The 11,626-nt window shown below is 56.2% G+C and carries 11 protein-coding genes and 1 pseudogene; 7 read left to right on the top strand and 5 right to left on the bottom strand.

All coding sequences use genetic code 11. The features are described 5' to 3' along the window. Positions 1 to 68 precede the first annotated feature (68 nt). A complete protein-coding gene (locus WD429_RS01295; protein ID WP_368420362.1) occupies positions 69 to 620 on the bottom strand; it encodes a porin family protein in 552 nt (183 codons plus the stop codon). Positions 621 to 870: 250 nt separating this feature from the next. Between WD429_RS01295 and WD429_RS01290 the strand changes: the two genes are divergently transcribed. Continuing rightward, a complete protein-coding gene (locus tag WD429_RS01290) occupies positions 871 to 2,286 on the top strand; it encodes a TrkH family potassium uptake protein (protein WP_368420363.1) in 1,416 nt (471 codons plus the stop codon). Here the strand turns inward: WD429_RS01290 and WD429_RS01285 are convergent, their stop codons facing one another. The 3 genes from WD429_RS01285 to WD429_RS01275 form a co-directional block, all read right to left on the bottom strand. Beyond that, on the bottom strand, positions 2,287 to 2,652 hold the full coding sequence (locus WD429_RS01285; protein WP_368420361.1) for a PilZ domain-containing protein: 366 nt from the start codon (positions 2,650 to 2,652) through the stop codon (positions 2,287 to 2,289). Positions 2,653 to 2,773: 121 nt separating this feature from the next. After that, complete coding sequence (locus WD429_RS01280) at positions 2,774 to 3,436, bottom strand: alpha/beta hydrolase (RefSeq protein ID WP_368420360.1); 663 nt, start codon at positions 3,434 to 3,436, stop codon at positions 2,774 to 2,776. A gap of 8 nt (positions 3,437 to 3,444) precedes the next feature. After that, positions 3,445 to 4,650, bottom strand: a complete 1,206-nt coding sequence (locus WD429_RS01275) for a 1-acyl-sn-glycerol-3-phosphate acyltransferase (protein ID WP_368420359.1) — start codon at positions 4,648 to 4,650, stop codon at positions 3,445 to 3,447. A gap of 181 nt (positions 4,651 to 4,831) precedes the next feature. Here WD429_RS01275 and recQ point away from each other — a divergent pair, with 181 nt between their 5' ends. Beyond that, a complete protein-coding gene (recQ, locus tag WD429_RS01270) occupies positions 4,832 to 6,688 on the top strand; it encodes a DNA helicase RecQ (protein ID WP_368420358.1) in 1,857 nt (618 codons plus the stop codon). Here recQ and WD429_RS01265 read toward each other — a convergent pair. Next, positions 6,675 to 7,226 (bottom strand): PaaI family thioesterase, encoded by a 552-nt coding sequence (locus tag WD429_RS01265; RefSeq protein WP_368420357.1) that lies wholly within the window; start codon positions 7,224 to 7,226, stop codon positions 6,675 to 6,677. The two genes, recQ and WD429_RS01265, sit on opposite strands and share 14 nt — an antisense overlap. Positions 7,227 to 7,399: 173 nt before the next feature. Here WD429_RS01265 and WD429_RS01260 point away from each other — a divergent pair, with 173 nt between their 5' ends. The 5 genes and pseudogenes from WD429_RS01260 to WD429_RS01240 all read left to right on the top strand — a co-directional run. Continuing rightward, positions 7,400 to 8,338: a hypothetical protein gene (locus WD429_RS01260; RefSeq protein WP_368420356.1), complete on the top strand. Its 939-nt coding sequence runs from the start codon at positions 7,400 to 7,402 to the stop codon at positions 8,336 to 8,338. Between the two features lie 100 nt (positions 8,339 to 8,438). Next, complete coding sequence (locus WD429_RS01255; protein WP_368420355.1) at positions 8,439 to 9,959, top strand: GNAT family N-acetyltransferase; 1,521 nt, start codon at positions 8,439 to 8,441, stop codon at positions 9,957 to 9,959. 106 nt (positions 9,960 to 10,065) lie between these two features. Next, entirely contained in the window at positions 10,066 to 10,467 is a 402-nt protein-coding gene (locus WD429_RS01250; protein WP_368420354.1) for a hypothetical protein, read from the top strand. A gap of 45 nt (positions 10,468 to 10,512) precedes the next feature. Beyond that, complete coding sequence (locus WD429_RS01245; RefSeq protein WP_368420353.1) at positions 10,513 to 11,160, top strand: helix-hairpin-helix domain-containing protein; 648 nt, start codon at positions 10,513 to 10,515, stop codon at positions 11,158 to 11,160. Next, positions 11,160 to 11,626: pseudogene (locus WD429_RS01240) on the top strand (bifunctional NADH dehydrogenase FAD-containing subunit/selenide, water dikinase SelD); the annotation flags it as partial. The gene WD429_RS01245 and the pseudogene WD429_RS01240, both read left to right, overlap by 1 nt.

Below are 11,626 nucleotides of genomic sequence, written 5' to 3'. Positions count from 1 at the left end.
CGGATCTGTGGTGCATCCGGGGCCAGAAAAAGGTGGGCCAGATGATTCAAGTAACCTCCCCTGTCTGATCAGAAATTAAACGTTACACCCACGCCAAGGCCGTCAATGGTAACGTCTCTCTTGTCATAATACCGCATGTATTCCAGGTTACCGGAAACCTGCGGTGCCATCTCGACGTTCACACCGACCCCGTAGGACAAGTCGGAATCGTCGTCAGTGCGCGTGCCCAGAGGTCCTTCAGCCTCGAGCTCGAGGCGGCTGAAGCCGACGATCACATAAGGTGTCGCGGGGGATTCGTTGGCAAGGTTGAGCGTCGCGTAGCCGCCAAAGAAATTGTCGACGGAATAGTCGATGCCGCCCACCCGGTCGTCATCCACGCCGAAGCCTGCGCGGGCTTCCACGCCGAAGTATGGGGTGGCAAGCACCCCGACCTTGCCAGACAGCGCCCCGACGTCCGCGTCGGCTGAGTCATCTTCGAGGTTGAAAAAGGTGTAGTTCAGGCCAGCGTACAAGTTTCCCATGCCCGATTTGTACATATCCTGCGCCAGTGCGGGGGCCGCAGCGAGACTGCCGGTCAGTGTGGCCAGTCCAAATACTAAAGAACGGGATCTGTTCATCATGGTCAATGCTCCTTCCTGATATTTATCAATGGTTTTATGAAACTGCACCAATGAAACGGATTTATCCAGCACATCGTTCACCATTTACCGGATATTTACCGCGATTTAATTCCTGCTTAATCTTCTGTGAGCGGGCCTGTGCTGCCTTGCGAAAGCGGCAGGCCGCATGTATTCTGACGCCGTCTCTCTGTTCAGCCGGCTTGAGCATCCTTTGAGAAACCTGAATCCTGTCATCTTTATTGTAAGCATCATGTTTGTGCTTTTAAGCATTTTCATGACGTTACCGGTCATACTTCTATCAGCTTCTGAGGCGCCAAACGCCATGGCGTTTGCGGAGTCTGCTGGCATTGTATGTGGTCTCGGCGTGCTCGGGATCGTCCTGACCTATCGCCAACCGCGGGATTTGAAGCCCCGGTTCATGTTTGTTTTAACGGTATCGAGCTGGTTCATTATCGCCCTGCTCTCTGCCTTGCCGTTTTACCTCAGTGACAACAGCATCTCCATGGCTGATGCCTTTTTTGAAGGCTCCTCTGGCATAACTACCACGGGTGCGACAGTACTCACCGGGCTCGACACCATGGACCGGGACCTCCTGCTTTGGCGTTCGATTCTGCAGTGGATTGGCGGTATCGGGATCATCGGTATGTTCGTGGCGGTGCTACCGTTTCTGCGGGTCGGCGGCATGCGATTGTTCGCCACCGAATCGTCGGAGTGGACGGACAAGGCCCTGCCGCGAATGAAAACCCTCAGCAGGGGCCTGTTGGTGGTTTATGTAGGTTTTTCTGTCATTGCGGTGGTCACTTACTCACTGTCAGGGATGAGCCTGTTTGATGCTTTCAATCATGGCCTTACCAGCATCGCAACTGGCGGGTTTTCCACGTCCGACGCGTCCATGGGCAAATTCGATTCCGACCTGATTCTTCTGCAGGCGAGCCTGTTTATGATGGTTGGCAGTATGCCGTTTTTCCTGTTCGTCAGGGAGATGCACGGCCAGCGAGGTGTGCTGTTCCGCGATCAGCAGGTGCGGCTGTTTCTGACCATTCTGTTGGTGGTGCCGGCGTTGCTGACGCTCTACCGCTGGTACGTGGCTAGCGGTGATTTTGACCCAATTCACGGCTATGTTGCGACGTTGTTCAACGTCACGTCGGTGGTCACCACAACCGGGTATGCGTCGGAGGATTATTCCGCGTGGGGCCCGCTGGCCTTTGTGCTGTTCTTCTTTCTGATGTTCGTTGGTGGTTGTTCGGGTTCAACGGCGGGCGGTATGAAAATCTTCCGCTACCAGCTTTCCGTGATTGTGTTGAAAGAGCAGTTAATGCGGCTCTTGCACCCGCGCGCAGTGCTCACCCGGAACTACAACGGTCGCGCCGTCAGCGATGAGATCATCTCATCCATGATTGCCTACACGTTTATTTTCCTGCTGTGCCTGCTGATCATCACCGTCGCCCTTGCCGCGCTTCAGCTCGACTTTATCACCAGCTTGTCCGGTGCGCTCACCGCACTGACCAACGTCGGCCCCGGCCTGGGAGCGGTGATCGGCCCCGCTGGCACCTTCCAGCCCTTGCCAGACGCCGCCAAATGGATTCTGGCCGTGGGCATGCTGATGGGGCGTCTGGAAATTCTCAGTGTAGTGATTGTGCTGTCGCCGGGCTTCTGGCGGAGCTGATCAGCTAGAAACGTTCTGGCGGATGGGTGGAAAGTAACTGACAACGTGGTTGTGTTTGTAGAGCCAGGAAAGCAGTGCGGAGATGGTGAGCCCGTCATTCTCCTCGCCCTCGAAATCAAGCCCTACCCCCTTGTCCGATTTCCGGACCACATGAGCCTTGAGGCGACGAAACGCACTCTCTTTTCTGCCGGGAAAGCAGATTTCGAGCTCCACGGTCTGGTTCAGTTGCAGGTCGGTGTAGTTCGTGGCGATGAAAAGGCCTCGTGGGCTTGCATCCCGGATCTGGCCGGTTGCGACCGGCAACCCGCGCTTGTAGACCAGAAGGCCGAGCTTTCCCAGAATGCGCTTGCTAATCCTATGTTCCATAGAACCTCCCAGAGTGGCTGCCTGCTGAAGATGGTTGAACAAATAGTGGCCAACATCATAGCGCCAACTCTGGCCGATCACAGTTGATACAAATCAAGTATTACACGGTTGCAACGGACCGTCACGCAAGCGCATGTTTGACGATAAACTCGCCTATATCCTGAACCTCTTCCAGGCACACGCTGTGTTCCATGGGGTAAGTTTCATAACGGGGCTGGTAGCCCATGGTGCCCAGGGTTTTAACGCTTTGCTGGCCTAGCGCCTCTGGCACTACGGGGTCAAATGTACCGTGATAGACATTGATCGGCGTGTCCCGGTTGGCCTCGGACACCTCAATGGTTTGTGCCGTCGCAAAATAGGTCGATAACGCCAGAATTCCGGCCAATCGCTGTGGGTACGTCAGCCCAAGTTCGTAGGCCACGGCCCCGCCCTGGGAGAAACCGGCGATGACAATCCGACTGGCCGGTATGCCCCGCTCAATTTCACGATCAACCATGCGGGCCACCGCATCGGAGGACGCTTTGAGCTGCTCGGTGTCGACCACCCGGTCGATGTCCATGGCTTTGATGTCATACCAGGCGGGCATGCTCATGCCACCGTTGATGGTTACCGGCATCACCGGAGCATGGGGAAACAGGAACCGCACGGCGGCGTCATTTGGCAATCCCAGCTCCGGAACTACGGGCTCGAAATCATGCCCGCTGGCACCGAGGCCATGCAGCCAGATTACCGCTGCGGTGGGATTCGGGTTGGTTTCCAGTTCGATGTACTTCAGTTCCTGCACAAAATACCTCAATCGTCAGTGAGCGGTTGATGAGTGTCGGGGGTATTGGCCTGCAACGCGGTAACCACCGGGTTGGCGTACATATCCAACAAATACGGGCGAATGGCCGGTTCACATCCCTCGAGGCGACGCTCCATTTCGGCTTCCGCTGCTTCCAGTTCCGCCGGTGACCAGGTTTCCGCCGTCACCACGGCGTCGCTTACGGTATCCGGTGTGGTATGTGCCTGGGGATGAATGCCGCGCTGACGGTAGGCCACCAGGTTGGATGCGTGCAAGTGGTAGTTGGCGTGCATTTCACGATCAATACGGGCGGCGAGGTCCTTGGCGTTCCCCGGAGCGTCCGCAATCGGGGCCCCAAAATGCACGTGTACGTGGCCCTTGAATCCGGTCAACCCTTTCATGATCTGGCCGGTGTCTTCGCCGGAGGCCTTGGTGTAGCTGCCGGTCCGGGCCCGGGTTTCCAGTTCCCGTGCTTTGTCCACATCGCAGGGGTCGTACTCGTAGGCGATGGACACCGGCACGATATGCAGGCGGTTGACCGCTTCCGCAAAATCCAGCCCGCTCTTCTTTTTGCTCATGTAGAACATTTTGATGATGGCGGGGTCGGTGAAATCGAGACCGTCTTTGGCACGGCCTTCACGCTGTGCGATCCAGATGCTGTGGTTGGTGTCGATGCTGTGGTTGATAAAACCTGACAGCATAATGTAGGCATCGCGCATCTCACGCGGGCTGGTCATGTTGCGGCGAACCACGAAGCTTTTGTTCAGCCGCATCATCTCCGCAAACACCCGGTTCTCCAGCAAGTTGTCGCCGATGGCGATGCGGGTGGTGTTGAAACCGTTGGCAAACAGCAGGTGGTTCAACACCATCGGATCGAAAACGATGTCCCGATGGTTGGAAATAAACAGGTAAGCGCTGCGCTTTTCAAGGTTCTCGAGCCCACTCTGGGTCACCCGGGTGGTGGTATTATCCACCAGTTCGCCGACGTAACCGGACACCTTTGCCTGCAGGTCATCCACCCGCTCGAGGTGGCCGAAGTTACTGACCAGCCAGCGCTTTACCCAGAGCCGGAGAAGCGCCGGAGCCCAGCGGGCAAATGTCGGGGATTTAAAGCGCGCAATCATGTCCAGAAATTCCGGATCATGGACCAGGCGTTGAATGGCAGAACCGGTTTCTTCGTCCGAATAGGGACGGATGGCATCAAATTCCTGCATGGAGTTCCTGTTGTTTTCTGAGTCGGTCTGGGTCTGCAGTTCAGGGGCGATGACATTAAAAGTCGCGGCATTATAGCGTTTATGGTGGCCATTTGCCTCTAATGTGCCTGTGAATCTGGTATCATTTCGGCCCTCGCACACGGTAACACCGATCATTCCCGCACACTGACACTGGCATCTCATGGACTTCGACCAACTCAGCACAGAACGCCCCACCCTTTCCCTGAAAGACCCCGAACAGGTTCTGCACGAGGTGTTCGGCTATGAGACGTTCCGGCCACTTCAGGGTGACATCATCCGTGAGGTGGTCAACGGGGGCGATGCGCTGGTTCTGATGCCTACCGGCGGTGGTAAGTCGCTTTGCTACCAGGTGCCCGCATTGGTGCGGCCCGGCACGGCCGTGGTTATTTCACCCTTGATTGCCCTGATGCACGATCAGGTCGCTGCTCTTAATCAACTGGGGGTGCGCGCGTCGTTCCTGAATTCCACCATGGATTTCAGCCAGGCGCGAGATACCGAAAATGCCCTGATGACCGGCGAACTGGACCTGCTCTACTGTGCCCCTGAGCGATTGATTCAGCCGCGAACCATTGAGCTTTTGCACGACGCGTCCATATCGCTGTTTGCCATAGATGAAGCCCACTGCGTGTCACAGTGGGGCCACGATTTCCGCTCAGACTACCTGGAACTCAGCCTGCTTGCGCGGGAGTTCCCGCAGGTACCTCGTATCGCGCTGACCGCGACGGCGGATGAACGCACACGTAAAGAGATTGCCGAACGGCTGTCGCTCACCGAGGCGCGGCACTTCGTCAGCGGCTTTGATCGCCCGAATATTCAGTATCGGATTTCACCAAAAACGAATGCCAACAAACAGTTGCTGGATTTTATTAAAGCGGAACATCAGGAAGACTGTGGCATCGTTTACTGCATGTCCCGCAATAAAGTGGATGCCACCGCCCGCATGCTCGCGGAGAAAGGCTACACCGCACTGCCCTATCACGCCGGCCTGAGCGCGCCCGAGCGGTCCCGGAACCAGGAGCGGTTTCTGCGCGAGGACGGTGTGATCGTGGTGGCCACCATTGCTTTCGGTATGGGTATCGACAAGCCGGATGTGCGATTTGTCGCCCACCTGGATTTGCCCAAGAGCCTGGAAGCCTATTACCAGGAGACCGGTCGCGCTGGTCGTGATGGCAAACCGTCCACCGCGTGGATGGTGTATGGCCTGCAGGATGTGATCAAGCTCCGGCAGATGCTGGAAGGGTCCATGGGCAATGATCAGTTCAAGCGCGTTGAGCGACAGAAACTGGACGCCATGCTCGGGCTGTGCGAAGTCACCAGTTGCCGGCGACAGGTTCTGCTGCGCTATTTCGGGGATGCCATGGAGCAACCCTGCGGTAATTGCGACACCTGCCTGATCCCGCCCGAAACCTGGGATGGCACGGTGGCGGTCCAGAAAGCGCTGTCCTGCGTGTTCCGTACCGGCCAGCGTTATGGCGTTACCTATCTGATTGACGTTCTGAGGGGCTCTGAAAATGAGCGCGTTCGCCAGTTTGGTCACGATAAGGTGTCTACTTACGGGATTGGTACCGACCTGTCGGTGAATGAGTGGAAATCGGTGTTTCGCCAACTGGTCGCCAACGGTTACCTGCGCGCCGACCCCGAGGGCTACGGTTCGCTGCAGCTGACGGAGCAGTGCCGGCCGCTACTCAAAGGCAAGGAACCCATCAAGCTGCGCAAAGACCCTGCACCCGTGAAATCCAGCGGGCGTGCCAGTTCCGGTGGCGCGCGGGCAAAAATCAGCGATCAGATTACCGACCAGGCGGGCTGGGAAGCTATGCGGGCGTGCCGCAAGGCGTTGGCGGACAAACAGGGCGTACCGCCTTACGTCATTTTCCACGACACCACCCTGTTCGACATGCTCGAACGACGGCCCACAAACCTGGCCGAGCTGGCAGAGGTGAGCGGTGTGGGTGCCGCCAAACTGGACAAATACGGTGAGATTTTCCTGCAGACACTGAGCGAACTCAGCCCGGGGTGAACCCCTTTTTGCGCACCCGGTACTGAGCGATGGAGGTGGCCACATGGTTGCCATCTTCGTCATACAGTGTGCCTTCCAGAGAAAAGGCAGCACGGCCGGTTTGATCCGCCTCGGCTTTGATTGCCTTCACGGATTCCGCGTCCAGCTCGAAGGTGACCGTAACGTCGGAATTGGCAGGTTGCAGGAACTGCAGAGTCATTTCTTTCAGTATGGGCGTGTAGGCAGGCCCCAGGTCAAACAGGGTCAGCACGCCGCCGGGGATTTCCGCCACCAGAAAATAGGCACCTGCGTACAGGCTGCCAAAATGGTTTTTGTTCCCTTTCAGGCGAACCCGAGCTTTCACAAACCCTGGCCGCACTTCTTCCACGCTGAAATTGTTCCGGGGCGCGAATGGAATGGCCAGGCCGATGATGCGGTTCACCGCCGCGTAACCGCTGGTTTTCTTTATCCACGCAAGAGGGTTGGTCACCGAGGCCTTGGGGTCACTGCTCGAAACCCACTGCCCCGTGGCACCGATCAACCTGTCAATCATCGCCATAACCTTGTATCCCATCAGTAAAGATGGCGAAATCATTGCAGGCCCGATCTCTGCTCTGCAAGCATCTTTTACAGTTTTTTAGAATTAAACACCGCCAGTTCCGCAATTTCTATTCTAAACTACTACGTAGGCAATCACCCTCCCGCAACATGGAAGCACGGAGAAAGATCGTTATGGCACTGCATTCTCCCAGGCTCGGGAACCGGGCGGCTTTTATTATGCGCGTCACACTGGGGATGTGGTTGTCCGTCTGCCTTGCGGCTCCTATTGTTCAGGCCCGCTATGACCCGCCCCCTGTCACCGAGTACAAACTCTGGTACCGCAACTACGACAGCCCCGCCATCCTTGCCCTGCTCCGTCTGGCATTGGACAAAACAGCAGAATACGGCGATTACAGCATCACCCGCAGTGTGGAAGTCGGCCAGGGCCGCGTACTCCTTGAGATGTCGCATTCCCGAAATGATCTTGTCGACATTGCAAACGTCGCCAGTAGCCGTGAACGTGAAACCGAACTGCTTGCGGTGCCCATTCCGATTGACGGTGGTCTGCTCGGGTTCCGGGTGTGTGTCGTTCTACCCGATGCCCTGCCATTGTTTGAAGGTGTAACGTCCATAGAAGACATCCGGGACCGGGGCATCCGCATTGGGCAGGGTTTGCACTGGCCGGATGCCGACATACTGGAGCAGAACGACATCGCCGTTGTGACCCATTCACGCTACGAAATCCTGTTCCGGATGCTGCGGAATGATCGTTTTGACTGTTTTGCCCGTGGTGTCAGCGAGGTTGGCTTTGATCTCGAGATCGAAAACGACCCCAAACTTGTCGTTGAGCCCACGCTGTTACTGGCCTACCCGATGCCGTCGTACTTTTTTACCGCGCCTGACAACTATCTTACCGCCCACCGTGTCCAACTCGGCCTGGAGCGTGCGATTGTTGATGGCAGCTTCGGTCGCTTCCTCCAGCAATACTACGGCAAACCGCTTGAAGATCTCGCCCTTGAACGCCGCAACGTGGTGGTGCTGAGGAACCCGTTCCTGAGCGAGGAGTCCCGCACCATTGGGCGCCAGACCCTCAGTAACCTTCGCCGGCGGCTGGAGATATTCAACCGCTGACGCTAGGTATAAAGTCTTTCGGCCCTGGGTGCGAAGTCTTTGGTGCCATCTGTTAATATCAGCTCAATAACCCTCAATATCTAACGGGAGCCTCCCAGATATGGCCCATGAAGAGCTGCATCTTAACCTTCGAAACCTGACGCTTGACGATTACGAAGAGCTCGAGCAGCTGATGGATCGAATTTACGACGATATTGGTGGCGCATGGCCGAGGGACACCATCAAAGCCCTGGTGGAGCAGTTCCCCGACGGACAGATCTGTATTGAGGAATCCGGCCAGTTGATTGCGGTGGCGTTAACCGTCTGTGTTAAATACGAGCGGTTCAGCAACCCTCATACCTACGACGACCTGATCCTGCGCAACGAGAAAATCTGGCACAACCCGAAAGGCGACTCGCTCTACGGACTGGATGTGTTCATCCACCCGGATTACCGCGGCTATCGCCTGGGCCGGCGTTTGTATGAAGCCCGCAAAGAGCTGTGCCGCTCCATCAATCTGCGTGCGATTCTGGCCGGCGGCCGTATCCCTAACTATCACAAGTTTTCCGAGCAGTATTCGCCCGAGGAATACATTCAGCGGGTCGATCGAAAAGACATCTACGACCCGATCCTGACGTTCCAGCTATCGAACGACTTCCAGGTCACCCGGTTGATGCACAAATACCTGCCAGAGGATGAAAAATCCCTCGGCTATGCCACCCTGCTGGAGTGGCGGAACATTCTTTACACCCCACCATCCTCCGTACTCGGGGTGAAGAAAACCCAAGTGCGTCTGGGCGCGGTGCAGTGGCAGATGCGGGAATTCACATCGGTGGAGGAGGTGCTGAAGCAGGTGGAGTACTTTGTCGATGCACTGTCTGACTACAAAAGTGATTTTGCGCTGTTTCCGGAATTCTTCAACGCGCCGCTTATGGGCCTCACAGACCAGATGGACCAGACCAGAGCGATCCGTTTCCTGGCCGGGTTCACCGAGCAGTTCCGCAATGAAATGTCGGAAATGGCTGTCAGTTACAACATCAACATCATTACCGGGTCCATGCCCCTGCTGGAGGATGACCGGGTCTACAACGTGTCCTACCTGTGCCACCGGGATGGCCGCGTGGACGAACAGCGCAAGATCCACATCACCCCTCACGAACGTAGAGACTGGGTGATTGAAGGCGGTGACAAGTTTCAGGTCTTCGAAACCGATGCCGGGCGGGTCGCGATCATGATCTGTTACGACATCGAGTTTCCGGAACTGGGTCGGATGGCCGCGAGCCAGGAAGTGGACATTATCTGCGTGCCGTTCTGGACCGATACCAAAAACGGCTACCTGCGGGTACGCCACTGCGCTCAGGCACGAGCCATCGAGAACGAGTGTTATGTGGTGATTACCGGCAGCGTGGGCAACCTGCCGAAGGTTGAGAACCTGGACGTTCAGTACGCCCAGTCGTCCGTGTTCTCCCCGTCGGACTTTGCGTTTCCACACGATGCGGTGATGGCGGAAACCACGCCCAACACCGAGATGATCATGTTCTCGGACATGGATCTGGAAAAGCTCAAAGTCGTGAGGAACGAAGGCTCGGTCACTAACCTGAAAGACCGGCGTGTTGACCTGTATGAGCTCAAAACCCAGTGAAATTGGCCCGCTATGCGCTCCCAGGTAGTTGATGAACTGCCTGAGAGGGTTATCGTATAGCGCTGACGCCGTTGCCAAATCCTCAAACTGTGGCTATTGTTTAACCATGAATGAAGCACTACCAGATCTGATTGCTCGCTTTCGCATCAAACGCGGTCTCTTTCGCAAGGAAACCGTTGAGGCGAGCCTGTTTGAGCTCGATAACTACGGCTGCATACTGAAAACCGATAAGATTTTCAGTCCGGGCGATACCGTTGTTCTCGACCTGATTCTGGATATGCCGTTTGAAAATATTCAGGCCGAGGGCCTGACCGGCTTGGTGACAGAGCGTACAAAACACTGCAGCAATTTCTTTTACGCCATTGATTTTTTTGATTTTACTGATGCAAAAACATCTCCTCTCTCCGACAAGCTGCGTCGCATACGTGACGTGGTGAATAAAAAGAGGTCTTTGAGATCACGTCGTACCACCTCCGGTCCGGCCTCCGGTATTCAGCAAACGGCCTGAACCCGCGTTCCCCCACTTTCATCGAACTGTAAGGAGACAGCCTCCATGGGCAAAAAAACCAAGCCAAGCGTGGATAAGATCGTCAAAAAAGTGAACAAGGAATTTGAGAAAACGTCATCCCAGATCGAAAGCCTGATCAACGACGCGCTCAAACAGTTTGACAGCCTGCAGACCCAGATCCAGGACCCGGTTCGCAAACTGTTGAAAGACGTCGACGATCTGCGGGATCGTGAGATGAAACGCTTCAATGACGAATTCGAACGTCGCATGAGCGAGTTTCATGAGCTTCAGGACAGTGTGTTGGAACGCCTTGGTATCGCTAGCAAAGAGGCTAAAAAGGAGCTGAAGGAAGCTGCCGACAGCAAAACCACCAAAAAATCGCCTGCGAAGGCGGCGGCCAAGCCATCTGCAAAGTCTCCTGCGAAGACTGCTTCCAAGTCGACCGCCAAGCCAGCCACCAAGCCCGCTGCGCGCAAGACCCCGGCCAAAAAGGCGGCCAAGCCCGCGAATAAAAATGACCTGACGCGGGTTAAAGGTATTGGCCCCGCAATCGCCGCAAAAATGCAGGAAGCTGGCATTACCTCCGTGGATCAGATTGCCAACCCTTCTGCGGCCGATAAAGAAAAACTGCAGGCTTTTTCGAGCATTAAAGGGTTCTCCACCTTGACTGACGAAGCGAAGAAAGTTCTTTGATGCAAACGCCTGAGCAGCCTGTTTTACGGGACATCGTTCTGATTGGCGGCGGGCACAGCCACGTCGGGGTATTGAAGCGGTTCGCCATGAACCCGGTGCCGGGTGTGCGGCTTACGCTCATCTGCCGCGACACCCACACCCCCTACTCCGGCATGCTGCCGGGTTACGTGGCTGGTCACTATTCCTACGACGACGTGCACATCGATCTGAGCCGGCTGGCAGAATTTGCCGGGGCGCGCTTCTATCGGGATGAAGCCATTGGACTTGATCGCGGTAACAAACGGGTCCGCTGCCGGTCCAGGCCGGATGTGCCCTACGATCTGCTGTCGGTGAATATCGGTTCATCGCCCCGGGTTGAGGAAGTTCGGGGCGCTGCCGATCATGCGGTACCGGTCAAACCCATTACCGGTTTCAACGCCCGATGGTTAACCCTGCTGTCACGGATTGATAATCACCGGGGGCCGAT

Origin of the sequence: Marinobacter sp. (assembly GCF_040904845.1) — a bacterium.
In the GTDB taxonomy this organism is placed as follows: domain Bacteria; phylum Pseudomonadota; class Gammaproteobacteria; order Pseudomonadales; family Oleiphilaceae; genus Marinobacter.
The sequence above is the reverse complement of the archived record's forward strand: the minus strand, read 5'-3'. Positions and strand labels throughout refer to the sequence as shown.

Coding starts and splice junctions, on each gene's coding strand:
- WD429_RS01245 (WP_368420353.1), top strand. CDS start 10,513: ATGGGCAAAAAAACCAAGCCAAGCGTGGATAAGATCGTCAAAAAAGTG.
- WD429_RS01250 (WP_368420354.1), top strand. CDS start 10,066: ATGAATGAAGCACTACCAGATCTGATTGCTCGCTTTCGCATCAAACGC.
- WD429_RS01295 (WP_368420362.1), bottom strand. CDS start 620: ATGATGAACAGATCCCGTTCTTTAGTATTTGGACTGGCCACACTGACC.
- WD429_RS01265 (WP_368420357.1), bottom strand. CDS start 7,226: ATGGCGATGATTGACAGGTTGATCGGTGCCACGGGGCAGTGGGTTTCG.
- WD429_RS01255 (WP_368420355.1), top strand. CDS start 8,439: ATGGCCCATGAAGAGCTGCATCTTAACCTTCGAAACCTGACGCTTGAC.
- WD429_RS01285 (WP_368420361.1), bottom strand. CDS start 2,652: ATGGAACATAGGATTAGCAAGCGCATTCTGGGAAAGCTCGGCCTTCTG.
- recQ (WP_368420358.1), top strand. CDS start 4,832: ATGGACTTCGACCAACTCAGCACAGAACGCCCCACCCTTTCCCTGAAA.
- WD429_RS01275 (WP_368420359.1), bottom strand. CDS start 4,650: ATGCAGGAATTTGATGCCATCCGTCCCTATTCGGACGAAGAAACCGGT.
- WD429_RS01260 (WP_368420356.1), top strand. CDS start 7,400: ATGGCACTGCATTCTCCCAGGCTCGGGAACCGGGCGGCTTTTATTATG.
- WD429_RS01290 (WP_368420363.1), top strand. CDS start 871: ATGTTTGTGCTTTTAAGCATTTTCATGACGTTACCGGTCATACTTCTA.